Source organism: Geothrix campi, from assembly GCF_024609265.1.
Lineage (GTDB): Bacteria > Acidobacteriota > Holophagae > Holophagales > Holophagaceae > Geothrix > Geothrix campi.
Map to the genome: position 1 here is coordinate 87,181 of NZ_JANHMP010000002.1, position 24,927 is coordinate 112,107.

Here is a 24,927-nt window from a genome sequence, read left to right on the forward strand (position 1 = left end):
CCGGGGGATGCCCGGGAGCATACCACGCCATGCGATGTAAATACTCAGTCGACCCGGAACCGTGCGTGGCTGCCGCCGGGACCTGGCGTCACTTCCAGCCGAGCTGAGATGCGCGCCTTCACGTCGTCCAGGTGGCTGATGAGGCCTACCAGGCGGCCGCCCTGGTTCAGTTCCTCCAGGGTGCGGAGGGCCAAGTCCAGGGCCTCGGAGTCGAGGCTGCCGAAGCCTTCGTCGATGAAAACAGTATCGAGGCGGATGCCGCCGGCGTGGCGCTGCACCACGTCGGAGAGGCCCAGGGCCAGGGCCAGGCTGGCCTGGAAACCTTCGCCGCCCGAGAGCGAGCTCACCGCCCGGGCGCGGCCCGTGTGGCTGTCCGTGATCTCCAATTCGAGGCCGCCCGCCCGCCGCAGATCGCCGCCGGCCGTGGCCCGCTGCAGGGCGTAGCGCTGCTTGCTCATGCGACGCAGCCGCTCCGAGGCCGAGACCAGCACCTCGTCGAGGAGGGCGCCCTGCACGTAGCGCTCGAAGGAGACCCGGGCGCCATCCTCGCCCCTGGCCACGCGGGCCAGGCTGGAGGCCGCACGGTGGCGGCGTTCCTCCGCGCCCTGCCGGGCTTCCAATGCGGCCAAGGTCGTGGCGAGGCGCTGGAGCGCGACTCGCTCAGATTGCGCCTGGCCCAGGGCCTCGCCGGCCAGGGAGAACCGCGTCTGGGCAGCGTCCCGGGTGATCTGCAGCGAAGGCAGGTTCGGAATTGGCTGTTCTCCGGTCGGAAGGTCAACGCCAGCCGCTGTCAAAGCCGCCAGGAAATCCGCCTCGGTCTTCCGGGCTTCCATCCGGCCGGCTTCCAGGCGATCCCCGTGGGACTTGAGGGCCGCCTCGGCTTCGATGGCCGCTGTCTGGGCCGCGTCCCGGGCTGTGCGGGCCGCCTTCAGCCCGGCCTCGGACCGGGCCAGCTCACCTTCCGCCTCCCGCCGCTGGGCAACGAGGGCGCCGGGGGCGCGCAGTCCCTCGGGCAGGGCTTCCTCGTGGACCCTTATCCGGCCCTGGGCTCCGGCTTCCAGAAGCGCGACCTCCGATTGCCGTCGGGTGGTGGCGGTGAGCTGGGCCTCCGTCTGCTGCTGGATCTCTTCCGCTTTGGCCAAGCTCCGCTCGATCTCGGGCAGACGGGCTTCCGCTTGGCGGCTACGCTCCAGAGCTTCCAGGCATCGCGCCTCCTCGGCGGCCAGGGTGGCGGGATCCGCGTGCGCGTCCTCGCCCAGATGGTGGGCGAGATCTTCGCGGCGGGCACGGGCGGTCTCCAGGGCGGAGGAGCGTGCCGCGGCAGCCTCCTGGGCGCGGGCCAGGGCCGTCTCGGCCGCGTCCTGCCGAACCTGGGCCTGTTGGAGCTCCGGCTCGCCGGGCTGATCCGCCGAGGGCCCGGCGGGATGGGGATGGACCTCGCTGCCGCAGACGGGGCAGGGCTCACCGGGCTTCAGGTTCTGGGCCAGATGGGCGGCCTGGGCCGCCAGGCGTCGTTCCTGGAGATCGCGGTAGTGGTCGCGGGCCTGCTTCACGGCCTGTTGGGCGGCGCCCAGGTGGGTGCGGGCGGTGTCCAGATTGATGGAGGCGCGCTCGATCTCCTGCTCTGCCTGCTCGAACTGCGCCCATTGCTTCCGCTTCTGGCTGGCCAGGCGGAGCAGGCCCTCCCGACCCGCCCGTTGGGAGGCTTCGGTTCGCAGGTCTTGCAGCAGGGCCTTCTGACGCGTGGCCTCCAGCCTGGTGGCATCGCGGAGCCTGGTCTGTTTCTCGGCCAGATCCTCGAGCTGTTTCCGTTCCCGGGCTGCTTCCGCGACGGCCTTTCGTGCCTGCTCAAGAGCCACCAGTCTGGGTTCGAGTTCCTTCAGCCGGTCGATGGCGCGGCGCAGGCCCTCGCGGCGGGGTTCCTCGCGTTCAGCCTCGGCCAGAATACCTTCGGCCTTGGTGAGGACCAGGGCCCGTGATGCAGCGGCCTCCGCCAGTCGGATGGCCTCCTGTTCCAGCGTGTGGACCCGGGCGAGGGCCTCCTCCAGATGCTGCCCCTCGCGCAGGACCGCCTCCGCCTGGTCGAAGGCGACCCGGGCTTCCGTCTGCTCTTGGGTTCGTTCCTTCACGCGCTGGGCCGCGGCCTCCAGGCGGTCGGGCAGGTCCTGGGCGGTCGCCACGCCGGCCTGCTCAAGGAGCTGCCGGGCCTCGGCCTGGGCTGTGAGGAGCGAGCCGCGCAGGGCTTTCTCCTCCTCCGCCAGGGCCTCGGCGATGGCGGCGTAACGAGCCGTCTGGAAGAGAGTCTGCAGGATGGCCTGGCGCTCAGCGGAGCCCGCCAGCATGAACTCCTGGAAACGGCCCTGGGGCAGCAGGACCACCTGCCGGAACTGGCTGGCCTTGAAGCCCAGCAGGTCCGCCACCTTGGCATCCACCACCGTGGGTTTCTCCGTGGCCAGGGGCACCTCGGCGCCATCCACCAGTTCCCACAGGTGGGCCGCGTAGAGCTGCTTCTTCAGGCCGCCGCCGCGCTGCTTCGGCACCTGCTGTTCCGGCGTGCGCTCCACCCGGTAGGACTTCCCGCCCAGGGCGAAGTCGAAGGTCACGTGAGTGGGGAGGTCCGCCGTGGCGAAGTGGCTGCGCAGGTCGCGGGTCTCGCGCTGGCCGCCGCTGGTCTGGCCGTAGAGGGCGTAGCTGATGCCGTCGAGGATGCTGGTCTTGCCCGCGCCGGTGGGACCGTGGATGAGAAAGAAGGACTGGTCCCCCAGGTCCGCGAAGTCGAGCCCCAGCCGTCCGGCGTAGGGACCGAAGGCCTCCAGGGTGAGGCGCAGGGGCTTCATTCGGCCGCCTCCCCGGACAGCAGCCGCCCGGCCACGGTGTGGAAGAGGGCCCGCTCCTCGTCGTCCATCCCGCGGCCCGCGGTGTCCTGGAAGAAGGTCTCGAAGAGGACCGCCGGATCCAGGTCGCGATCCGCGGTGCGCGCGATGTCCTGGGCCGGTGCGGCCGGCGGAGCGGGCTGGATGCCGAGGATGTTGGGGTAGATCTGGCGCAGGCGGGCCATGGCGTCCAGCACCGGGCCCTGGTCCAGCAGGTCGAGGAACAGGTAGTCGTCGGGATTGCCTTGGGGCCCGCGCATCAGGTCGTCGAAGTGGCCTCGCAGGCGCCGCAGGTCGCGCCGGGGTGTGAGGGGCAGCGACTCGGTGTGGGCGGGGCCGTGCTCCGGCAGTTCCACCAGGGTCAGGGCCTTCACGTGGGCCGCCTCGGAGGCGCTGTACTTGAGCAGGCTGCCTGCGTAGCGCACCTGGGGATAGCCGGCCACCTGGGGGCGGTGCAGGTGGCCCAGGGCCGCATAGCCGCAGTCCTTGAACAATGCTGCGTCCACCTCGCCGGTGCCGCCCAAGGCCAGGCCCAGCTCCGAATCGGAGCCCTCGCCCCCGGCCACGAAGGCGTGGGCCACAGCTACGAAACGGTGATTCGAGGGGTGGGCGGCGCGGGCCCGGGCCAGCTGAGCCGCCAGGGCGTCCTGGTGGGTGCGGATGCCCTCGTCCTGGAGCGCATGGCGGGCCATGACGGGATCCGCGTAGGGCAGGAGGTGGAAGGCCGCGGAGCCGATGAGGACCGGGGCCGTCGCCTCCAAAGTGCCCGCCACGTGGAGGCCCTGGGCCTTCAGGAAGCCCGAGGCGAAGCCCAGGCGCTCGGGGCTGTCGTGGTTGCCCGCGATGATCAGCACCGGTACGCCGAGACCCCGCACGATGCGGTCGAGGGTGTCATCCAGCAGGGTCACAGCTTCCTTGGGGGGCACGGCCCGGTCGTAGATGTCCCCGGCCACCACCAGGGCCTCGGCGCGGGTCTCCCTGACCATGGCAGCCACCTGCTCGAGGGCGTGGGCCTGGTCCTCCAGCAGGTTGGCATTGCAGAGGGTCTTGCCGAGGTGCCAGTCGGAGGTGTGGAGGAAGCGCATGGGGTTCCGGAAGGAGGGCGTCGCACCCCGAGTATTGCATCCCAGAACGACGAAGCCCCCTTGCGGGGGCCTCGTCGTTCTGGATCGGAGGGATCGCTACTCGCGTTCCGCCCGGTTGAATGCGTCAGCCAGGGTCGCCTTTTTGAACTCGGGCTGGCGGGCCTTGGCGGCGTCCATGTCACCGCGCTCCTGATCCTGCTCCAGCTGCTTGACGGAGAGGCCGATGCGGCGCTCGGTGGGATCGAGCTTCACGATCTTCATGGTGAGATCCTGGCCGGCGGCGAACTCCTTCTGGATGTCCTCCACCCGCTTGCGGCTCAGCTCGGAGACGTGGACCAGACCCTCGATGCCATCGCCGAGGTCGACGAAGGCGCCGAAGTCGGTCAGGCGGGCGATCTTGCCGGTGAGCACATCGCCCACGTGGTGGTTCTCGAAGAAGATCTCCCAGACGTTGGGCTCCATCTGCTTCACGCCGAGGCTCATGCGCTGGGCCAGGGGGTCCAGGTTGAGGACCTTGGCGGTGACTTCGTCGCCCTTCTTTACGATCTCGCCGGGGTGCTTGATCTTCTTGGTCCAGCTGAAGTCGGACACGTGGATGAGGCCGTCGATGCCCTCTTCCAGCTCGACGAAGGCGCCGAACTCCGTGATGTTGCGCACGGTGCCCGTGACGATCATGCCGGGCTGGTACTTCTCGGCGATGGCCATCCAGGGGTTGGGGGTGATCTGCTTCATGCCGAGGCTGATGCGGCGGTTCTCGGAATCCACCTGCAGGATCAGGGCCTCGACCTGGTCGCCCAGGTTGACCATGCCCTTGGCGGACTTGACCTTCTTGGTCCAGCTCATCTCGGAGACATGGACCAGGCCCTCGATGCCGGGCTCCAGCTCCACGAATGCGCCGTAATCGGTGATTGAGACGACCTTGCCCTTGACGGTGGCCTGGATGGGATAGCGCTCCTCGACGGAGAGCCAGGGATCCGGGAACTTCTGCTTGTAGCCGAGGCTGACGCGCTCGGTGTCCTTGTCGTACTTGAGCACGGCCACTTCGACCTTGTCGCCCACCTGGAACATCTCGCTGGGGTGGTTGAGCCGGCCCCAGGACATGTCGGTGATGTGTAGCAGGCCGTCCACACCGCCGAGGTCGACGAAGGCGCCGTACTCGGTGATGTTCTTGATGGTGCCTTCGACCAGCTTGCCTTCCTCGAGGCCCGCGAGGGTCTCTTCCTTCAGGCTCGCGTTGATGGTCTCGAGGAACAGCTTGCGGGACAGGACGATGTTGCCCCGACGGCGGTTGACCTTGATGACCTTCATGTCGAAGGACTTGCCGAGGTAGGGATCCAGGTTGCGGACGGGCTTCATGTCCACCTGGCTGCCGGGCAGGAAGGCGCGGATGCCGATGTCCACGGCCAGGCCGCCCTTGACCTTCTCGAGCACCGTGCCGTGCACGGTCATGTTGGAACGGAAGGCCTTCTCGACCTCGTCCCAGATCTTCATCTTCTCGGCGCGCTCACGGCTGAGGCGCACGTTGCCGTTGGCATCCTCGAGCATTTCGAGCAGCACTTCGACCACGTCGCCCACCTGGACGCCCTGGGTGCCATCCGGATTGTTGAACTCATCCAGATTGACGGTGCCTGACCCCTTGTAGCCGATGTCGATGATGACGTCCTTGCCGCGGATCTCCACGACGACGCCACGTACGACCTCTTCTTCGCGCAGGCCACGGGTCTCGCCTTGCAGGGCGGCCATGAACTCCTGGCCTTCCTCGCTGCCGTCCTCGATATATCCCGAGTCGAGCACGGTGATGCGGCCCATCTGCTTGGAGCCTAGGCCCTTGATGATTGATTCTAACTTGGACATGTAAGTCCACCTCTTTTGGTTGCGCCCACGCTCTGGTGGTGCGCTGGAATCCCGGCACACGAAGTCCGGCAGAACGCCCAGGTTATCTGGGAATGCCTTGAGAGGCCAGGAAAAAGGGCTGGACAGCCTTCAGACCGAGATGACCACGATCTCGGGGTCCACTTCCTTCTGGAGCATGCCCTCGATGGCCACCAGGGTGCCCGTGAGGCTGGCGGGGCAGGACCCGCAGGCGCCCATATAACGGATCATGACCTGCTTCTCGTGGCGCCCGATCAGCTCAAGGCCGCCGCCGTCCGCCGCCAGGGCGGGCAGGATGGCGCTTTCCAGGACCATGCGGATGTCCTTGAGCATGGGGTCGTTCTCGTCATCCACCTTGCTGAAGACCCGGGGCCCCCCGGTCGCGGGGGCCTGTCCGCCGCCCACGCCAGCCGCGGCGCGGATGGGTGCGGCCAGCAGGGGCAGCATCTCGGGCCAGCCCTTGTCGTCGGTCTTGGTGACGGTGAGGAACTTGTCCTGCATGAAGACGGAGGTGACATTCCCCACGGCGAAGAGGCCCTTGGCCAGCTCATCGTGCTCGGCAGTCTCCGCGTTGGGGAAGGACTTGGGAAAGCCCAGGGCCACGGATTCCTTCAGCACGAATTTTACGGCGTTGGGGTTGGGCGTGTATTCGATTTCAGCGATCTTCGGCATGGCTACTCCGTGCTCACTTCTTCCTCGCCCTTGAGCGCGGCGTGGAGGGTGGCCCAGGGGAGGACGGCGCACTTCACGCGGCTGGGCAGGTCCTTGACGCCGCTGAAGAGGGTGAGTTTGCCCAGCAGGGGCGCCTGGGTGGCGGGATCCAGCTCGCCGCGCACCATGCCGCGGAACTGTTCGGCCATGGCTTCGGCCTCGGCCACCGACTTGCCCTTCACGGCGCCGGTCATGAGGCTGGCGCTGGCGGTGTCGATGGCGCAGCCGCTGCCCTGGAACTTGATGTCCTGCACGACACCGTCCTCGATCACCAGGGTCAGATCGAGCTGGTCGCCGCAGAGCGGGTTGAAGCCCTCGGCGTGGTGGGTGCAGACCTCAAGCTTCCCGAAGTTCCGGGGCTTCTTGTTGTGCTCCAGGATCACCTGCTGGTAGAGCTCGCGGGGGTCGGTCATTGGTCAGGTCCAGATGCAGAAAAGACATCCACGAAGGACACGAAGGGGAAAGGCAGGACCCGAAGATTCAAGATCGGCCCGTGTGCGCTTCCTTCGTGCTCTTGACCCATCTTCGTGTCCTTCGTGGAGATCCTTTTCATTTGAACAGCTCGATGGCCTTGAGGACGGCCGACACCAGGATGTCCACTTCCTCGCGGGTGTTGAAGTAGGCGAAGGAGGCGCGGGTGGTGGCCGGCACGCAGAACCGGGTCATGACGGGCTGGGCGCAGTGGTGGCCCGCGCGGACCACGACGCCTTCGCCGTCCAGCAGGCTGCCCATGTCGTGGGCGTGGATGCCCTCCACCACGAAGGAGAGGACGCTGGCCTTGTCCCGGGCGTTGCCCAGGATGCGCAGGCCGGGGATGGCCGCCAGGCGTTCCGTGGCGTAGGCCAGCAGTTCGTGCTCGTGGGCGGCGATGCGGTCCAGGCCCAGGGCGGTCACATAGTCGATGGCCACGCCCAGGCCGATGGCGGCGGCGATGGGCGGGGTGCCCGCCTCGAACTTGCCCGGGGCGGGGAGGTAGGTGGTCTTCTCCCAGGTGACAGAGCGGATCATGCTGCCGCCGCCGTGCCAGGGGGGCATGGCCTCCAGGTGGGCCAGCTTGCCGTAGAGCACCCCAATGCCCGTGGGGCCCGAGAGCTTGTGGCCGCTGAACACGTAGAAGTCGGCGTCCAGATCCTGCACGTCCACCGCGAGGTGGGGTACCGCCTGGGCGCCATCCACCAGCACGGGCACGCCCTTGGCGTGGGCGCGGGCGATGATTTCCTTCACGGGATTCACAGTGCCCAGGACATTGCTGACATGGACCACGCCCAGGATCCTGGTGCGGTCGGTGATGAGCTCGTCGAGGGAGTCCAGGATCAGCTCGCCGTCGTCGGTCATGGGGATGACCTTGATCGTGGCGCCCTTCTCCTGGGCCAGCATCTGCCAGGGCACGATGTTGGCGTGGTGCTCCATGGCGGACAGAAGGATCTCGTCGCCTGCCTTCACGTTCATCCGGCCGAAGGTCTGCGCCACGAGGTTGATGGCCTCCGTGGTGCCGCGGGTCCAGACGATCTCCTTGATCGAGCCGGCCCCGATGAACCGGCGCACTTTCTCGCGAGCGGCCTCGTAGAAATCCGTGGCCTCCTGGCTGAGGGTGCTCACGCCTCGGTGCACGTTGGTGTGCTCATCCCGCTGGTACTTCGTCATGCGCTCGATGACCTGAACAGGCATCTGCCCACTCACCGCGCTGTCGAGATAGATCACCGGTTTCCCGTGCAATACGCGCGAGAGCAGGGGGAAGTCCTGGCGGACGGCCGCCACATCGAGGGTCTTCAGGTCGACGCTCATCCGAGGTCTCCCAGGGAGGTGGCCTGGGTGCGGGCCATGACGAGCTGGCGCAGGGCCCGGCGCAGGCTGGCCACGGGGATGTGGGTCAGCACATCGGCCGCGAAGCCGTAGGTGAGCAGGTTGCGGGCATCGTCGGCGTTCATGCCACGGCTCTGGAGGTAGAACAGCTCCTCCGGGTCCAGTTGGCCCACCGCCGCGCCGTGGCTGCATTTCACATCGTCCGCGTAGATCTCCAGCTGGGGCTTGGTGTCCACCCGGGCAGTTTCCGAAAGCAGCAGGTTGCGGCTCTGCTGCTGGGCGTCTGTGCCTTGGGCCCCAGGGGCCACGCGGATCTGGCCATTGAAGATGGCGCGGGCTTTCCCATCCACGATGCACTTGTGGAGCTGATGGCTGGAGGCCTGGGGCTCGGCGTGGTGCAGGAAGCTGTGGGTATCGGCCACCTGCGCACCGTCCAGCAGGACCAGGCCGTCCAGGCTGGCCTCGGCGCCCTCGGCCAGGCGCACCCAGGGTTGCTGGCGAGAGAGACGGGCCCCGAAGCTGAGGGTGCGGGAGTGGTACTGGCCGCCCTTGCCGACCTCGGCCTTGAGGGTGCCGAGGTGATAGGCCTCGGGGCTTTCGCGTTGCACGCGCTCGTGGCGCAGGATGGCACCTTCCGCCACATGGACTTCGACCACGGGGCAGCTCAGATAGGCGCCCTCGCCGTGGTGCTCCTCGACCAGTTCCAGCTCCGCCCCGCGTTCCAGAAGCACGAGGACCCGCGGGAAGACGGCGATGGGGGTCTCGGCCTTGGTGATGAAGAGCAGGTGCAGGGGCAGGGCCACCTTGAGGTTTTTCGGCACCAGGATCACGGCGCCATCCTGGAAGCGGGCGGTATTCAGATCTTCGAAAAGTCCTTTGGCCACGCCGTTACCGATGCTGCCCAGCGCATGGCAGGCCTCGCTGGCATGGGACATGGGGAAGTAGCGCACACCGGCGGGAACGGCCGAGGCGCAGCTGGCGTGAGGGGCGTGGTGCCCGTTCACGAAGACCTGGCGCGTGCCGACCATCTCCGGGAGCAGGTGACTGCTGATGTCCACCGTGGCCTTGGGGGCGGGGCCGAACGCGAGGCCGGCCAGGGCCTTCAAGTCCGTGTACTTCCAGTCCTCTTCGCGGGTCGCGGGCAGCTCGCGCCCCGCCAACCGCAGCTCTGCCGCTTCGCGCAGCGAAGCCCACTCGGTGGGCCTTGGGCCGCTGAGCAGATCGGCCAGCAGGTTGGGGCCAGCCACCATCGTGGTCATCGGGCGCCCCCGGCGGCCGCCTCTTCCAGGACCCAGTCGTAGCCGCGGTCCTCAAGCTCCGTGGCCAGCTCCTTGCCGGCACTCTTGAGGATGCGACCGCCGGAGAGCACGTGCACGAACTGGGGCTGGATGGTCTCCAGGATGCGCGGGAAGTGGGTGATGATCAGCAGGGCGCGATCGGGGCGCTGGAGCTTGTTCACGGCGTCGCCCAGGACGCGCAGGGCGTCGATGTCCAGGCCGCTGTCCAGCTCGTCGAGAATGGCCAGCTTGGGTTCCAGCACGGCCATCTGGAGGATCTCGTTGCGCTTCTTCTCGCCGCCGCTGAAGCCTTCGTTGAGGCTGCGGTCCAGGAACTCCTCCTTCATGGCCACGAGCTTGATCTTCTCGTGGATGAAGTCGTCGAACTCCAGGGGGTCCAGCTCGTCGCGGCCCTCGGCCTCGGCCTTCTTGTTGTAGGCCAGGCGCAGGAAGGCGGCGTTGCTGACGCCCGGCACCTCGATGGGGTGCTGGAAGCCCATGAAGATCCCGGCGCGGGCCCGCTCGTCGGCCGCCAGCTCGAAGAGATTGCGCCCCTCGTAGAGCACCTCGCCGCCGGTGACTTCGTAGGCCGGGTGGCCCACCAGCACCTTGCCCAGCGTGGACTTGCCCGAGCCGTTGGGGCCCATGATGGCGTGGATCTCCCCCGCCTTGATCTCCAGGTCGATCCCCTTCAGCACTGGCGTGCCGTTGATCGAGGCGGTGAGGTTCTTGATCGAAAGCATTCAATACTCCAAAGACAAAGAATCAACCGCGAAAGGCACGAAGGTTCGCGAAAGGCAATGGCCGTGAGGTTTCGCGTCCATTCGCGTGTTTCGCGGTTCCATCCTTAGCCCACGCTTCCTTCGAGTTTCAACGACAGCAGCTTGGTGGCTTCGACGGCGAACTCCATGGGGAGCTCGCGGAAGACGTCCTTGCAGAAGCCGTTGATGATCATGCTGATGGCTTCTTCGGCCGGAATGCCGCGCTGCTGGAAGTAGAGCAGCTGCTCCTCGCCGATCTTGCTGGTGGTGGCTTCGTGTTCCACCCGGGCGCTGCGGTTCTGCACCTCGATGTAGGGGAAGGTGCTGGCGCTGCAGGATTGCCCGATGAGCATGGAATCGCACTGGCTGAAGTTGCGGGCGCCCTCGGCTTTGGGCTGCACCTTCACCAGGCCGCGGTAGCTGTTGGAGCTGTCGCCGGCGCTGATGCCCTTGCTGATGATGGTGCTTTTCGTGTTGCGGCCGATGTGGATCATCTTGGTGCCGGTGTCGGCCTGCTGCTTGTGGTTGGTGAGCGCCACGCTGTAGAACTCGCCGATGCTGTCGTCGCCCAGCAGCACGCAGCTGGGGTACTTCCAGGTGATGGCGCTGCCGGTCTCCACCTGGGTCCAGCTGATGTGCGAACCCTTGCCCTTGCAGAGGCCGCGCTTGGTCACGAAGTTGAAGATGCCACCCACACCATCCTTGTCGCCCGCGTACCAGTTCTGCACAGTGCTGTACTTGATGGAGGCGCGATCCAGGGCCACCAGCTCAACCACGGCGGCGTGCAGCTGGTTGGTGTCGAACTGCGGGGCCGTGCAGCCTTCCAGGTAGCTCACGCTGGCGCCTTCCTCGGCCACGATGAGGGTGCGTTCGAACTGGCCCGATTCCTTGTTGTTGATGCGGAAGTAGGTGCTCAGGTCCATGGGGCAGGCCACGCCCTTGGGGATGTACACGAAGCTGCCGTCCGTGAACACCGCGCTGTTGAGGGCCGCGTAGAAGTTGTCGGAGGAGGGCACCACGCTGCCCAGGTACTGCTTCACCAGGTCGGGGTGGGACTTCACGGCCTCGCTGAAGCTGCAGAAGATGATGCCGACGGTGGCCAGCTTCTCCCGGTAGGTGGTGGTCACGCTGACGGAGTCGAAGACCACGTCCACGGCCACGCCCGCCAGGGCCTCCTGCTCATGGATGGGCACGCCCAGCTTCTCGAAGGTGCGCCGCAGCTCGGGATCCACCTCGTCCATGGAGGCGTACTGGGGCTTCTTGGGCCTGGGGGCGCTGTAGTAGACGATCTTCTGGAAGTCGGGTTTGGGGTAGGCCACCTTGGCCCAATCCGGCTCGGTCATGGTCAGCCAGTGGCGGTAGGCCTTGAGACGGAACTCGAGCAGCCAGTCGGGTTCGCCCTTCTTGGCCGAGATGAACCGGATGACGTCTTCGTTGAGTCCGGGCGCGACGCTATCCGCCTCGATGTCCGTCACGAAGCCGTACTTGTATTCCTGGCTGGTGACCACATTCAGCGTGGAACTCATCCTGCCTCCCGAGACCTCCATTCTGGAATCTCGACTAAAATTGTCAACTTAATAGACGGTGGCTCCGGTCACGCTTCCCCGGGAGCGTCCAATTCCTTGAGCAGACCCCGGATCTGATTCTTCACACCCTTGGCCTGGGAGTCGTTGAGGTCGCCAGGCTCGGCGTCCAGACCGGCCTTGAGCAGGGCCCGGGCCTCCTCTCGGTCGCCCAGGCCGGCCAGCGCGGCGCCGAGCTGGAAGTGGTTGATGAGGGTCGGTTCCTTCTCCAGCAGGGGATCGAGCAGGTCCAGCACTTCCTGGTGGCGCTTGAGGGCCAGGAGGTATTGGCCCAGCAGGGTGCGGGCGCGGGGCTCCATGCCCGGCAGCGGGTGGGCATGCAGACGGCGGACCTCGATCAGGTCCTGCTCCGAAGCCTGGCCGTTCATCAGGCGGTAGGCCTGGCGCATGAGGGCGGCCTCCCAGGCGCCCGTGCTCTTGGGATGGCGGGTCAGAAAGGCATCCAGGATCCGGGCGATCTCGGCCTCGCGCTTCTGGGCCATGAGGTGTTCCAGGCCCAGGCGCAGGGCCAGGAAGCAGAGGCGCGGATGCCGGTCCGAGCAGGCGAAATCCAGGGCCGCCTTCAGGGACTTCTCCGGATTCTGGAGGAAGGCCAGGCGCAGATCCAGCCACTCGGAACGCTGGCTCTTCCCCTTGCGCCGGGCGCGCTTGAGGAGAAGGGCGGCGGGCTCCAGCTGGCTCTCGTCCAGCAGGCTCTCGACCTCGTCCAGCAGGGTCTGGGTGCCGGTCTTCCCGTCCCGGGCCTCGCGCAGCTGCTGGTGATCCTCGGCGTCCACCATGAGCAGGAGATGGGGATCGCCGGGGTTCTGCATCAGCAGTTCCTGGAGGATGGCGAAGGCCTTGGACCGGTCGCCCTGCTGGAGGTAGGCCTCGGCCAGGGATTCGCGCACGTGGAGGTCGCCGGGCAGGTAAGCGCTGGCCTCCTTGAGCGTGGGCACTGCCAGGGCGCTTTCCCCCCGGGCCAGGTGGACTTGCCCCAGCAGAAGCAAGGTCTCGCCATCCTTGCGGCGGGCCACGGCCTCCTGCGCCGCCTCCAGGGCACCCTGCAGGTCTTCTTCGTCCAGCAGCAGTTCCGCCAGCAGCATCCGGGGCTCGGCATCATCGGGACGCAGATCCGAGGCCTGATGCAGGGCTTCGATGGCCTGGTCCGCCTGATCCGGCAGCTCCTGCAGCAGCTTGGCCAGCAGCATCCAGGCTTCGAAGTGGCGCGGGCTCAGGCTCACGGCCTTGCGGACCAGGCCTTCCGCCTCTTCAAGGTTCTGGGCGGCCTCGTGCAGGGAGGCGGCGGTGAAGATCAGCTCGTAGTTCCTGGGATCGAGGGGCAGGGCCTGGCCCAGGCGCTGGGCCGCGCCCGGCAGGTCGGCGGCTTCCAGCAGGGCCGTGGTCTCCAGCAGGGCGCGCTTGAGCTGGGACATGGATTTGGGCCGGGCGATGGGCAGGATGCGGGCCCGGTAGCGGGTGAACAACTCCCGGGCGCTGATGAGGTGCAGGTTCTCCTCCACCAGCTGCTCCCAGCGCTCGGAGAAGGCATGGGCGTCCAGCTGGCGCTTGTGCTCCATCTCCTGCACGAGGGCCATGAGGCCGTTGCGGAGCATCACCTCGCTGCGCTCCAGCTTGCCCAACTGGTCGGAGACGGTCTCCAGATAGGTCTCCACCCGGCGCAGGGTCTCCTCCAGCCCAGTGATGCGCTCCAGGAGGTGCTCCTCCAGGTCCTCGCCGCCCTCGGGCTCGTCCGGCTCGTCCTCCCAGGTCTGGTCCCCGGCCAGGATGAGGAGTCGCGTGCCGCATTTCACGCAGGTCTCCCGGTCCCCGGGGTTCCAGGAAAGGCAATTCTGGCAGTAGGAACCAGGCAGATCGTTGGCCATGATTCCAGGATAGCTGGCCCTGGGGGGCTGAAGGTTTTATCCTGATGCCCGCGAGGGCGGCCCATGAGCGACGAGCAGGAACGCCAGGACAAGCGTCAGGAGGCCATGGAGTGGGTGGGGAAGGCCTACCAGCTGCACATGAAGGGTGAAGTGGCCAAGGCCATCGGCCTCTACACTAAATCCATCGAGATCTGCCCTACGGCCGAGGCCTACACCTTCCGGGGCTGGGCCCGCTCCTTCGAGAAGGACTACGCCTCGGCCATCGAGGACTGCCACCGGGCCATCGATCTGGATCCCGAGTTCGGGAACCCCTACAACGACATCGGCGCCTACTACGTGGAGCAGGGCGAGCCCGACGAGGCCATCCCCTGGCTGCGCATGGCCCTCAAGGCCAAGCGGTACGAAAGCTACTGCTTTCCCCACTTCAACCTGGGCCGCGTGTACGAGGCCAAGGGCCAGCTGGACAAGGCCCTCGAGCATTTCCGCCACGCCCTGGACGAGAACCCGCGCTACGCCCTCGCGGCCAAGGCCGTCGAACGGGTGAAGGGCAAGCTGGCGCCGAGGGACCCGGAGAAGATCGGCTGACCTTGCCTGGAATCGGGTGAGTGGCCCAGCCATCGCCGGAAAGCGGCAGGGCCGGTTGTCGTCGTTGCTCGCAGACGGAGGCCTGGTTTCCGAATACGCTTGGGGAAACCCAGAGCCTGCAGATCTGTCATGAGGGGCAATCCATGAGACCCAACGCGATGACGGCGTTTGTCTTGATCTCCGCTTCCTTGGCCAGCGGTGCAGGCCTGGCGACCACGCCAAGGCCCCTTCCGGGCAAGCATGCCAAGAGCGGCCTCACCTGTTTCGACTGTCACCGCAATGAGAATCCCACCCAGGCCGCGGTGGCCGAGGATTCCTGCATGGTCTGTCATGGGGACTATGCGGCCATGGCCGCCTACACCAAGCACCTGCCCATCAATCCCCACGATCCCCCTAAGAAGGAAAAGCACCCTGGCCCCTTCCCCTGCACGGACTGTCACCACCAGCACAAGGCCCCTGAAGTGAAGTGCCTGGAATGCCATACGGATTTCAAGTTGAAGGCGCCTTTGTAGCGGAGAACCTATTTCCGGGTTGAGGCCCGGATGGGCAGGACTTTGATCGAGGAGCGGGCCCTCCGGCCTGAATCTGTGCTGAACTGGAGGGGAGGTCCGCCATGAAGTTCACCATCGCCCACAGCCCGGATTCCGACGATGCCTACATGATGGCGCCCCTGGCGCTGGGGTGGCTGGATCCGGAGGAGTTCGAGATCACCTTCGTCCGCAAGGACATCGAGACCCTGAACGCCGAGGCCACGGAAGGCCGCTACGATGTCACGGCCATCAGCTTCGGCGCCTATCCGGAACTCCTGGGCCGCTACGACCTGTTGACCGCCGGCTCCAGCATCCAGGAGGGCACGGGCCCTCTCGTGGTGAGCGGCGCGCCCCTGGAACCGGCGGCGCTGAAGGGGCTCACCATCGCCATTCCGGGCCGGCGCACCAGCGCCTACTTGGCCATGCGGATCTGGTGCAAGTCTCTGGGCTTCGAGCCCAAGGTCGAGCTGCTGCCCTTCGACCAGATCCTGCCCGCCGTAGCCGAGGGCCGCTTCCAGGCCGGCCTGCTCATCCATGAAAGCCAGCTCATGTACCACGATGCGGGCCTGCGCCTGGTGGTCGATCTCGGCGCCTGGTGGAAGCACGCCTACGACCTGCCCCTGCCCATGGGTGGGAACGCCATCCGCCGGGACCTCCCCAAGGAGGTGAAGCAGCGCTTCGCCGTGCTCATGCGGAAGAGCGTGGAGCTGGCGCGCGCCCGCCACTGGGAGAGCGTTGATTACAGCCAGTCCTTCGGTCGCGGCATGGACCGCGAGATGATTGGCCGCTACGTGAACGCCTGGGTGAATGACTTCACAGTGGATCCCGGCCCCCGCGGCCGGGAGGCCGTGGAGAAGCTGCTGGGGCTTGAGCCCGTGTGGATCCAGGGCTGAAGTCGATCACCAATCAGCTCGGAACCATCCCGGGAAGGACGCCCTCGTCAGTGTTCATGACGCTCCCATCCCCTGCGCCGGGTTTCGCGGGGCCAATGGGATCGGGGAAGCTCGGTCCAGGGACCGTTCCTGGAGGTGGAATAGAGCCACCGGTCCCCGGAGTAGTAGTACACATAACCGCTGTAGGTGTAGTAGGGCTCCATGTCCAGCTCGACCACCGTGGGCAGGACGGGCACCACTTCCAGGCCACCCCCGCGCCCGGGCGCCACCACGCAGGCGGAAAGGGCGAACACCAGCACACCCAACGCGCTCAACATGAACACTCTGCTCTTCATCCTGCCGTTCTTCATCCTGGCCTCCTTTTTCGCTGCCGGGCTTGCTTGCCGGGTGGACGAGCGGCCGCTCTCGCGCCAGGGCGGGAGGGGCCTTCGAGGAAGACCTGCGACCGTGGGGTGGGGCCCGGTCTTCTGCGGGGTGCTTGACCGTGCCACAGTCCATCGGACCACGGGCCGTTCAGACGGAATGAGTCTCGGTCTTCAAGGCTTGGCCGTCAAGGCCGGAGGGAGGATTTGGAACCGGCGATCCCGCCCCTGCCGTTTCCGAAGGCAGGCGGCTACTCCCGCGCCGCCTCCAGGCGAATGGGCACCCGCAGCTTGCGGCCTTCGCGCTGGATGTCCAGCTGGGCGCTGCCACCCATGGGCAGGGTCTCCACGGCGTCGAGAAGACCATCCCAGTCCTCGATGGCACGGCCATTCACGGCCTGGATGAGGTCGCCCGGGAACACGCGCCGCCCTTCCATGCCCACACCCTGGAGGCCTGCTCGGGCCGCGGGGCCGCCGCGGTAGACCTTCCCCACCATCACGCCCTTCTGGGGGCCGAAGGCCCGCTCCACCAGCCGCGGCGCCACGGGTTCGAAGCCCAGGTTCGCCCGCTCCAGCTTTCCCCGGGCGATGAGCTGGGGCACCACGCGGTTCACCGTATCCACGGGCATGGCGAAGCCGATGCCGGCACTGGCCCCACTGGGGCTCTGGATGGCCGTGTTCACGCCCACGAGGCGGCCCGCGCTGTCCAGCAGCGGCCCACCGCTGTTGCCGGGGTTGATGGCCGCGTCGGTCTGGATGACCCCCGAGATGCGCCGCTGGGTGACGCTCTGGATCTCGCGGCCCAGGGCGGACACCACGCCGGTGGTCAGGGTCTGGTCCAGGCCGAACGGGTTGCCGATGGCCAGCACGGCCTGGCCCACCTGCAGGTCCGCGCTGGTGCCGAGGGGGATGGGCCGCAGCTTGGGCGGCGTCTTCGTCATCAGCAGGACGGCCAGGTCCTTGTCCGGCGCTCCGCCCACGTAGGCCGCCTCGTGGCGGCTGCCATCAGAGAGGGTGATGAAGGCCCGGGTGGCGCCCTGGATCACGTGGAAGTTCGTGACCACATGCCCCTGGGCGTCCCAGATGAAGCCTGTGCCGGAGCCTGCTGGGACTTCCACCAGGTCGAGCCCGAAGAAGTCACGGGCGCGTTCCTCGGTGGTGGTGATGTAGACCACGCTGGGAGCGGCCTCCTTGAACCGCTGGGCCTGGACCTTCTCCCATTCGTAGAGCGGCCCGCGGGCCTCCACGGAGCGCGGTTTCGCCAGGCTTGGCGTGAGGGCGTGGCCGCACCAGCCGGCGAGGAGGCCTGCGGACAACAGGCCGAGGATGAGAACGCTCCGGCGCATGGGACCTCCAAGGCGGAACCCAATCTATCTGCTTGGAGAGACAGGTCAACCCCTTGGGATCGAAGAATTATGTTTTTTCGAGACCACTGGTTGACATGTGACTTAAAGGCGCTAATATTTTATTCGGCAATGGCGTCATGGCCTGCGTCTCAGGCGCATGGACGACCGGGATCCACATTCAAAGGAGGAACTCATGACCATCCTTCGCACCCGCAACCCCCAGGCCCTGCCGGCTACGGCCGCCAGCCTGGAACCCTTCCGCTTCATGCGCGACTTCATGCGCTGGGATCCGCTCCGGGACTACGAGCTGGGCGCCCCCGCGGCCGCCTTCATGCCGAGCTTCGACGTGAAGGAAACGCCGGATGCCTACCAGTTCCGGGCCGATCTGCCCGGCATCCTTGAGGCCGACCTGGAGATCAGCCTGGAAGGCACCCGCCTCACCGTCGCCGGCAAGCGCGAGGAGGAGGTTCTGAAGGACGGGGAGCGCGTCCATCTGTCGGAGCGCAGCCACGGCCAGTTCAGCCGCACGTTCACCCTCCCCGAGGACGTGGAGGGAGAGAAGGTGGTGGCGGAACTCCGCAACGGCGTCCTCACCCTCATGGTGCCCAAGCGGCCTGAGGTCCGGCCCCGCAAGATCAATGTCAGTCTGGGATGAGCATCCCGCTTACGAAAAGGCCCCGGAAACGGGGCCTTTTTCGCATCAGTTGTAGAAGAACTGGGGGGAACCGAAGGTGCCCGGTGTGGTGGCGTTGTTGAAGCGCACCACGATGTCACCGTCCGCCAGCACCAGATCCGGGAGGCCGTCCCCGTTCATGTCGCCGATGGCCACGCCCATGGGGCCCCAGGCGCCGCGGTAGGTCCTGGGGGTCAGCAGGGCGCCCGGGGTGGCCGGATCCTGGAGGAACACGGTCACGCTGCCCGGATCTCCGGGCAGGCCTGCATCGGCCACGGCCACGTCCAGCTTCCCGTCGCCGTTCAGGTCTCCCACGGCCAAGGCGGTGGAGCGGTAACCGGTGGTGTAGTGGACCGGCGGCAGGAAGGTGCCTGCGGTGGCGCCCTGGATCAGCACGCTCAGGCCCTGGGTGTCTGGGCTGAGGGCCGCGCCATAGTTGGCGGTGAGCAGGTCCAGCTTGCCATCGCCATTCAAGTCCGCGGCCTTGATGGCCACGGGCTGGACGCCGGTGGGGTAGTCCACGGCGCTCTGGGCGACCAGGGTCGGGGAGAACTGGAGCTGGCGCAGGACGGAGACGGTGTTCGCGGTCGTGGCCACGGCGATGTCCAGCGTGCCGTCCCCGTCCAGATCCGCCACGGTGACCGCCTGGGGATCACCGCCCACCGGGAACGTGACGGGGGCTGAGAAGGTCCCGGCGGTGGCTCCCTGGAGGAAGACCATGACGTTGTTGGCGCCGCTGGCCGCCACCACGATGTCCGTCTTGCCGTCGCCATCCAGGTCACCCACAGCCACGTCCAGCGGGGTGCGGCCGGGGGTGGCCAGCACGATGGCAGGCAGGAAGAAGCCTGGCTTGGCAGGATCCGCCAGCCGCACGCTCACGGTCTGGTCAGCCGCGTTGGCGACTACGAGATCGGGCCGACCGTCGCCGTTCACGTCCGCCACCACCAGATTGGCGGGCTCGGTTCCCACGCCGAAGCGGGTGGGCATGGCAAAGGCGCCCGCAGGCCCCTGGAGGCGCGTGGAGACATAGCCCTGAGTGGCCACGCCGCCGACGTCCGTGGAAACCAGACCCAGGATGTCCGGCTGGCCGTTGCCGTCGATGTCCGCCACGGCGATGGCGTTCACCAGGTAGCTGGCCGAGGGGCCGTAGTTGTAGTCGTGGTCCGAGTAGGAGCAGCCCAGCAGGGCGAGGATGCTGAGGGATCCGAGGAAGAGGGAGGTGCGTGGACGCATGGCGACTCCTTGAACCTGTGGAAACAAAGATGTGCGATTGGGCAGGGACCTGCAAGCAGGTAGGAGGTTGGACCCAGGGGAAGGCCCCCGGGTTGAGGCCTGATCAGACCGATTCGACGCTCACCTGCCAGCTGACCAGTTCCCGGGGCAGGAGGGCCGGCCAGTAGGCCACGATCTCCTGGGCCTTGGGCCGGCCCCCCGCGAAGCCGGTGACACCGGCCGGTCCCGCGGTGACGAGCGGGGCGATCTCCCGGCCGAAGCGTTCCACTTTTTTTCGATCCGGATCCTTCACGCTCAGGCGCAGGACGATCTCAGCGGGGTTCTCAGGGGCGGGCGCGATGCCCGCATGGACCGTGCTGGCGCCCAGGAATTCTGCATCGGTGTGCTCGTATTCGAAGCCGGCGGCCTTCAGGCGCTTCCAGACGATGTCTGCGCAGAGTTTCGCCTTCTCCAGGGCCCGGGGACCGCAGAGGGTCAGCTGGCCGGTGGCCTTGTAGCCCCTGAGATAGGCGCCACTCACCTTGAGGAAGGGCGTGCGGGGCTTGCCGGTGATGCCACTGACGCGCACCCGATCCGGCCCGGCCGATTCAAGGTGGATGCTGGAGAATTCCGCCACCACATCCGGCGTGATGTAGTTCTGGGGATCGCCCATTTCGTAGACGAGCTGCTCGCTCACGGTGTCCACCGTCACCAGGCCGCCGGTACCCGCATGTTTGGTGACGACGAAGGTGCCGTCCTCCGAACATTCCGCGATGGGATAACCCACGTTCCACAGCTCGGGCACTTCCCACCAGCGCGTGAAGTTGCCGCCGGTGCTCTGGGCGCCGCACTCCAGGATGTGGCCCGCGACGGTGCCCGCCGCCAGTCGGTTCCAGTCATCGGCGGCCCACTTGAACTCGTGGATGAGGGGCGCCAGCGTGAGGCCGGGATCCGTGCAGCGGCCTGTCAGCACGATGTCGGCGCCGGTATCGAGGGCCTCCACCATGGCCTGGGTCTGCAGATAGACGTTGGCGCTTAAGATCTCCCGGGGCGCATCGAACAGGCCTTCGCCCGTGTCCATGTTGGCCAGCTTCAGGCCCTTCGCCTGGAACTCGGGCAACCGCCCCAGCACGTCATCGCCAGTCACCGTGGCGATCTTCACACCTTTCACGCCCAGCTTTCGCGCCACCTCCAGCACGGCCGTGCGACAGGCTTCGGGGTTCACGCCGCCGGCGTTGGCCACCACGCGGATGCCCTTGGCCTTGAGCTGGGGCAGCACGCGCTTCATGAGGTCCACGAAATCGGTCGCATAGCCCAGCTGCGGATCCTTCCGCCGCTGCTTCTGCATGATGGACAGCGTCACCTCCGCCAGGTAGTCCAGCGTGAGGTAGTCGATCCCCCCCGCCTCCACCAGCCGCACCGGGGCATCGATACTGTCCCCCCAGAAACCCTGCCCATTGGCAATGCGCACAACCTTCGACATATGGAACTCCGATCGAGACGGACATCCAGTCTACCCATGGCGGGGAAACAGCCGAAGGTCCGGCTGCTGGAACCGGATCACTGCGCCGCCACGGTCTCCAGATCCGGGCAGTCAAAGATGCGTTGTGGGGAGATCACCGGTTCGTCCATCGGCGGCTGCCCCCGGTAGCGTTCGCGGATCTTGGCCTGGACCGCTGGGTGCGACAGGTCGAACTCCCCAAGCGTTTGGAGGGAGCCCAGCTCGATCCCGGCCCCCTCCTTGTAGATCTTCCAGACCAGCTCCGAGCAATAGATCTGGTCGTCCGACCATTCGAAGGTCAGGTCGTAGGGCTTGCCGAGAAACCGGGAGCCGGCAGCCTTCATGCGGCCCAGCACCTGAGGAGTGAGCCGCCGGTCCCGGTCCCTGAGGCGCTTGACCACCACCCGCCTCTGGGCCCCTCGTCGGATCCAGGCATCGAGGGGAGTCCACTTCACGGGCTGGACCGCCTCATAGACCATCCATCGCCTCCCTTGCAGGAAGAGGATCCCCATGTGGCTGTACCGCGAATGCGTCGCGAGCTGGATGGCCAGGCTCTGGGAGGAACGGGAGGTCTGGAACAGGATGTCCGCCTCCCGGAGCCTCGATCGGTCCACTTCGGCAGCGTGGCATCCCCCACTCAACATTCCGATGAGCAGGAGAGAGCGCAGAGGTTTCATTCGTACCTCAGCGCCTCGATCGGATCCAGCTTGCTGGCCTTGGCAGCGGGATAGAGGCCGAAAATGAGGCCGATGGCGGCGGGCACGGCGAAGGCGCTGACGAGGGCCCAGAGCGGCACGGAGCCCATGGTGCCCAGCAGGGCCTTGCCGATGGCGGCGCCCAGGACGAAGCCCAGGCCCACGCCGATGGCGCCGCCCATGATGCAGAGGAAGGCGGCCTCGATGAGGAACTGCAGCAGCACGTCCCGACGTTTGGCGCCCACGGCCTTGCGCACGCCGATCTCGCGGGTGCGTTCGGTGACGCTCACCAGCATGATGTTCATGATCCCGATGCCGCCCACCAGCAGGGCGATGGAGACCATGCCCCCGGCCACGGCGGTGATGGTGCCTGTGATGCCGCTGATGATCCCGGTGATCTGCTTGGGGCTGAAGACCTTGAAGCCGTTGGGCTCGGCGCCCCGCAGACCCTTGATGCGGCGCAGGGATTCCTCCACCAGCTCGGCGCCGTCATCGGCGCTGAGACGGGGGTCCACCCGGGCCTGGAAGAAGAGCTGGCGCCGCTGGGCCTCCGTGAGCTGGGCCATGCCGGTGGAGAGGGGGATGAGGATGTTCTGGTCGGGGTCGTTGCCCAGCTGCGCGCCCTGCTCCTCGAGCACGCCGATGATCTCGAGGCTGAGGGTGGGCGTGCTGATGATGCGGCCAAGGGCGTTGCCCTTGAGGCCCAGCTTCTCGATGACGCGGGGGCCGATGATGGCCACCTTGTTGCCCAGGCGCAGATCCGAAGGCACGAAGTTGCGGCCTGCCACCAGGTTGATGCTATTGAGCTCCAGGTAGGTCTCGTCCGTCATGATCTGATTGACGGTGGCGCTGCGTCCGCCGGCCTTCACCTCGGTGCCGTTGAAGAAGAGGGGCGTCACCTGGGTGATCTGCGGCACCGACCGGGCCAGCCGCCGCATCTCGTCCAGGGTCATGTCCTTGTTCTTGATCTTGGTGTATTCGGCGAAGGGCATGTCCATGGGGAAGACGGGGCGGATGAAGATGGTCTGGCTGCCGGCCCGCTCCACCTGCTTCAGTACGCTGGTCTTGAGACCCTGGACGAGGCTCACCACCACGATGACTGCGGCGACGCCGATGATGATGCCCAGCATCGTCAGGCCCGAGCGCATCTTGTTGGCCTTGAGGGCGCGGACGGCGGCGGAGATGGGTTCGTGGATGTCCATCAGGGCTTCTTGGTCTTCGCGAGTTCGCTGTCGGACCGGACCCGCAGGCTCACGGAGGTCTTGTCCTTCAGTTCTTTCAGCTTCCGGATGGGGCCCGTGAGCACCTTGTCACCCTCAACCAGGCCCTCCTTCAGCTCGAAGAACTGCGTGTTGGCGATGCCCACCTGCACGGTGCGCTCCTCGGCCTTGCCACTCTTGAAGGCCAGGACGATGTTGCGCGAGGCGGGGGCGAGAAGCCCCTGTTTCTGGGCATCCTCCAGGGTGCCTTCGCGCTCCAGCACAGCCTGGAGGGGCACGCGCAATACGCCCTTGACCTCGTGGGTGAGGATGACGGCGCGGGCGCTCATGCCGGGGCGCAGGTTGTCCAGATCCTCCTGACGCCCGTGGAGCACCACCTTCACCTTGTAGAGGTTGGCGTCCGTGCCGGTCTTCTCGGTGCCCGTGGCCACTTCGATGACCGAACCCTGGAAGAGCTTGCCGGGCAGCGATTCCACGGTCACCTGGGCGGTCTGGCCCACCTTGGTGCGCACGACCTCGCTTTCGTTGACCTTGATCTCCGCCTGCATCTCGCTCATGTCGGAAATGATCATGAGGGTGGCGCCGGGGAGGTTGCTCATGCCGGGAATGGCGGTCTCGCCCTTCTCGGCCTTCAGGCTGGTCACCCGGCCCGTGATGGGCGCGCGGAGCGTGGCCTTCGACAGGCCATCCCGCATGGCCTTCAGGTTGGCCTCGCTCTGGGCCACGTTGGCCCTGGCGCTGCTGTAGGACAGCACGGCGCTTTCCTTGGCGAGCTTCTGCTGGCGGAAGTCCTCATCGGACATGAGGCCCTGCTGCCGGAGGGATTCGTACCGGGGGAAGCTGTCCACAGAGCGCTTCATGGCCGCCTCCAGGCGGGAGGCGTCCTGGCGGGCAGCGTCGAGGGCGCCCTGCGCCTGGGCCATGGCCTGCTTGAGCCGCTCCTGGTCGATGGTGACGAGCAGGTCGCCGGCCTTCACGTTCTGGCCATCCTTCACATGGATGGCCTTGATCTCGCCGGCGACAGAGGTGCCGATGTTGATCTGGGTCTTGGCGCGGATCTCGCCGCTGGCGCTGATGGTCTCGCGGATGTCACCGCGGCCGATCGCATCCCAGGAATAGGCGCTGTCCTCGTCCCGGGCGCCGCCGGAAGCGAGACCCAGGACGATCAGGACCACGAGGGCGGCACCGCCGCCGAGGAGGAGCTTGGTGTTCCTGGAGGCCATCTACTGTGCCCTCATCAGGCCGAAGCCGAGGGAGAGGAGCAGGGGCAGCAGCACGCAGATCAGGGCCCCGGCGGTCTTCATGCGAACCAGGTACCGGAGTGCCAGGAAGGCCAGGACCGCTTCGGCCAGCCGGAACAGTTCCACATTGAAGAGAACGGCCTGGAGGCGCAGGCTCTCCGGGCGCAGGAAGTAGCCTAGAGACGTGGGGGCGATCCGATCGGGCGTGAGGCCGCCGATGGGGCGCATCAGACAGATCGCGGCGATGAGGAGCAGGAGCGGGAGCTTCACCAGACCGGGCACCACAGCGGCGCTGAAGGCCTGAAGGTAACTCGGGGCTTCGTCCTGGGGGAGGGCCTTGCCCACCAGCCAGTAGAAGAGGCCCAGGATGGCCAGCATGGCGGGTGTGCCGAACAGGGCGCCCAGGATGCTGAAGGGCATGATGAACTTCTTCTGCATCTCGATGATCATGTCGATCTGGGAGGACTGGATCTGGGGGTTCCGCTCCAGGATGGGCCGCAGCATCTCGTCCACGTCCACCTTCAGGCCCCAGATCACGGTGACCACCAGGCTCGCGACGATGATGGCGCCCAGAGCCCAGGCCCAGCTGGGGGCCTTGTTGAGGCGCTGGAAGAGCTCCACGGGGGCCGTGAACACGCCGGCGATCTGATCCATCAGGCTTGGAGGTTGGGGACGCGGCGCCTCGGGCTGGTTGCCGTACAGGGAGGAGGGCTGCTCATTCATGGGAGTCTCCGAAGGCATGACATTACTGGATTGGTGACCTCATTGTCCCACCCCTTCTCTCAGCGGTGGGAATCCCCCGCCCGGCGGGCACGGGATCGGGCGGTTCGCGGCCTGAC

Annotated in this window: 22 protein-coding genes; 4 read left to right on the forward strand and 18 right to left on the reverse strand. The window is 66.8% G+C overall.

Features of this window, described 5'->3' with window-relative positions:
- Positions 1–44: 44 nt before the first annotated feature.
- The 10 genes from NOV65_RS09385 to NOV65_RS09430 form a co-directional block, all read right to left on the reverse strand.
- Positions 45–2,837: an AAA family ATPase gene (locus NOV65_RS09385; protein ID WP_257306188.1), complete on the reverse strand. Its 2,793-nt coding sequence runs from the start codon at positions 2,835–2,837 to the stop codon at positions 45–47.
- Positions 2,834–3,958: an exonuclease SbcCD subunit D gene (locus NOV65_RS09390; protein ID WP_257306190.1), complete on the reverse strand. Its 1,125-nt coding sequence runs from the start codon at positions 3,956–3,958 to the stop codon at positions 2,834–2,836. Before NOV65_RS09390 ends, NOV65_RS09385 begins: the two co-directional genes overlap by 4 nt.
- Before the next feature lie 96 nt (positions 3,959–4,054).
- Positions 4,055–5,812 (reverse strand): 30S ribosomal protein S1, encoded by a 1,758-nt coding sequence (locus tag NOV65_RS09395; RefSeq protein WP_257306192.1) that lies wholly within the window; start codon positions 5,810–5,812, stop codon positions 4,055–4,057.
- 129 nt (positions 5,813–5,941) lie between these two features.
- A complete protein-coding gene (locus NOV65_RS09400) occupies positions 5,942–6,502 on the reverse strand; it encodes a NifU family protein (protein ID WP_257306194.1) in 561 nt (186 codons plus the stop codon).
- Between the two features lie 2 nt (positions 6,503–6,504).
- Positions 6,505–6,954, reverse strand: a complete 450-nt coding sequence (sufU, locus tag NOV65_RS09405) for a Fe-S cluster assembly sulfur transfer protein SufU (RefSeq protein WP_257306195.1) — start codon at positions 6,952–6,954, stop codon at positions 6,505–6,507.
- 136 nt (positions 6,955–7,090) lie between these two features.
- Positions 7,091–8,326, reverse strand: coding sequence for a cysteine desulfurase (locus NOV65_RS09410; protein WP_257306196.1), 1,236 nt, complete (start codon positions 8,324–8,326; stop codon positions 7,091–7,093).
- Positions 8,323–9,603 carry a Fe-S cluster assembly protein SufD gene (gene sufD / locus NOV65_RS09415; RefSeq protein ID WP_257306197.1) on the reverse strand — a complete coding sequence of 427 codons (1,281 nt, stop codon included), beginning with the start codon at positions 9,601–9,603 and terminating at the stop codon, positions 8,323–8,325. The genes NOV65_RS09410 and sufD overlap by 4 nt, the downstream gene beginning before the upstream one ends.
- Positions 9,600–10,364, reverse strand: a complete 765-nt coding sequence (gene sufC / locus NOV65_RS09420; RefSeq protein ID WP_257306198.1) for a Fe-S cluster assembly ATPase SufC — start codon at positions 10,362–10,364, stop codon at positions 9,600–9,602. Before sufC ends, sufD begins: the two co-directional genes overlap by 4 nt.
- A gap of 104 nt (positions 10,365–10,468) precedes the next feature.
- A complete protein-coding gene (gene sufB, locus NOV65_RS09425; protein WP_257306199.1) occupies positions 10,469–11,908 on the reverse strand; it encodes a Fe-S cluster assembly protein SufB in 1,440 nt (479 codons plus the stop codon).
- Between the two features lie 68 nt (positions 11,909–11,976).
- Positions 11,977–13,830, reverse strand: a complete 1,854-nt coding sequence (locus tag NOV65_RS09430; protein WP_257306201.1) for a tetratricopeptide repeat protein — start codon at positions 13,828–13,830, stop codon at positions 11,977–11,979.
- Positions 13,831–13,893: 63 nt separating this feature from the next.
- Here NOV65_RS09430 and NOV65_RS09435 point away from each other — a divergent pair, with 63 nt between their 5' ends.
- The 3 genes from NOV65_RS09435 to NOV65_RS09445 all read left to right on the forward strand — a co-directional run bounded on the left by NOV65_RS09435 (position 13,894) and on the right by NOV65_RS09445 (position 15,838).
- The gene (locus NOV65_RS09435) at positions 13,894–14,415 is read left to right on the forward strand and encodes a tetratricopeptide repeat protein (RefSeq protein WP_257306202.1); all 522 of its coding nucleotides are present in this window, start codon (positions 13,894–13,896) and stop codon (positions 14,413–14,415) included.
- A 143-nt stretch (positions 14,416–14,558) separates the two neighbouring features.
- Positions 14,559–14,927: a cytochrome c3 family protein gene (locus NOV65_RS09440; RefSeq protein ID WP_257306204.1), complete on the forward strand. Its 369-nt coding sequence runs from the start codon at positions 14,559–14,561 to the stop codon at positions 14,925–14,927.
- A gap of 101 nt (positions 14,928–15,028) precedes the next feature.
- On the forward strand, positions 15,029–15,838 hold the full coding sequence (locus tag NOV65_RS09445) for an MqnA/MqnD/SBP family protein (RefSeq protein WP_257306205.1): 810 nt from the start codon (positions 15,029–15,031) through the stop codon (positions 15,836–15,838).
- Between the two features lie 47 nt (positions 15,839–15,885).
- Here the strand turns inward: NOV65_RS09445 and NOV65_RS09450 are convergent, their stop codons facing one another.
- Positions 15,886–16,188 (reverse strand): hypothetical protein, encoded by a 303-nt coding sequence (locus tag NOV65_RS09450; protein WP_257306206.1) that lies wholly within the window; start codon positions 16,186–16,188, stop codon positions 15,886–15,888.
- Positions 16,189–16,451: 263 nt separating this feature from the next.
- Complete coding sequence (locus NOV65_RS09455) at positions 16,452–17,546, reverse strand: S1C family serine protease (protein ID WP_257306207.1); 1,095 nt, start codon at positions 17,544–17,546, stop codon at positions 16,452–16,454.
- A gap of 193 nt (positions 17,547–17,739) precedes the next feature.
- On the opposite strand from NOV65_RS09455, the gene NOV65_RS09460 reads away from it, so the two are divergent.
- A complete protein-coding gene (locus NOV65_RS09460; protein ID WP_257306208.1) occupies positions 17,740–18,201 on the forward strand; it encodes an Hsp20/alpha crystallin family protein in 462 nt (153 codons plus the stop codon).
- A 45-nt stretch (positions 18,202–18,246) separates the two neighbouring features.
- Here the strand turns inward: NOV65_RS09460 and NOV65_RS09465 are convergent, their stop codons facing one another.
- From NOV65_RS09465 to NOV65_RS09490, 6 genes are all read right to left on the reverse strand, one after another.
- Complete coding sequence (locus tag NOV65_RS09465; protein WP_257306209.1) at positions 18,247–19,452, reverse strand: FG-GAP repeat domain-containing protein; 1,206 nt, start codon at positions 19,450–19,452, stop codon at positions 18,247–18,249.
- A gap of 103 nt (positions 19,453–19,555) precedes the next feature.
- On the reverse strand, positions 19,556–20,914 hold the full coding sequence (locus NOV65_RS09470) for an acyclic terpene utilization AtuA family protein (RefSeq protein ID WP_257306210.1): 1,359 nt from the start codon (positions 20,912–20,914) through the stop codon (positions 19,556–19,558).
- A gap of 77 nt (positions 20,915–20,991) precedes the next feature.
- Entirely contained in the window at positions 20,992–21,609 is a 618-nt protein-coding gene (locus NOV65_RS09475) for a YiiX family permuted papain-like enzyme (RefSeq protein WP_257306211.1), read from the reverse strand.
- Entirely contained in the window at positions 21,606–22,829 is a 1,224-nt protein-coding gene (locus NOV65_RS09480) for an ABC transporter permease (protein ID WP_257306212.1), read from the reverse strand. The genes NOV65_RS09475 and NOV65_RS09480 overlap by 4 nt, the downstream gene beginning before the upstream one ends.
- On the reverse strand, positions 22,829–24,070 hold the full coding sequence (locus NOV65_RS09485; RefSeq protein ID WP_257306213.1) for an efflux RND transporter periplasmic adaptor subunit: 1,242 nt from the start codon (positions 24,068–24,070) through the stop codon (positions 22,829–22,831). Before NOV65_RS09485 ends, NOV65_RS09480 begins: the two co-directional genes overlap by 1 nt.
- Positions 24,071–24,811: a YIP1 family protein gene (locus tag NOV65_RS09490; RefSeq protein ID WP_257306214.1), complete on the reverse strand. Its 741-nt coding sequence runs from the start codon at positions 24,809–24,811 to the stop codon at positions 24,071–24,073.
- Positions 24,812–24,927: the final 116 nt, after the last annotated feature.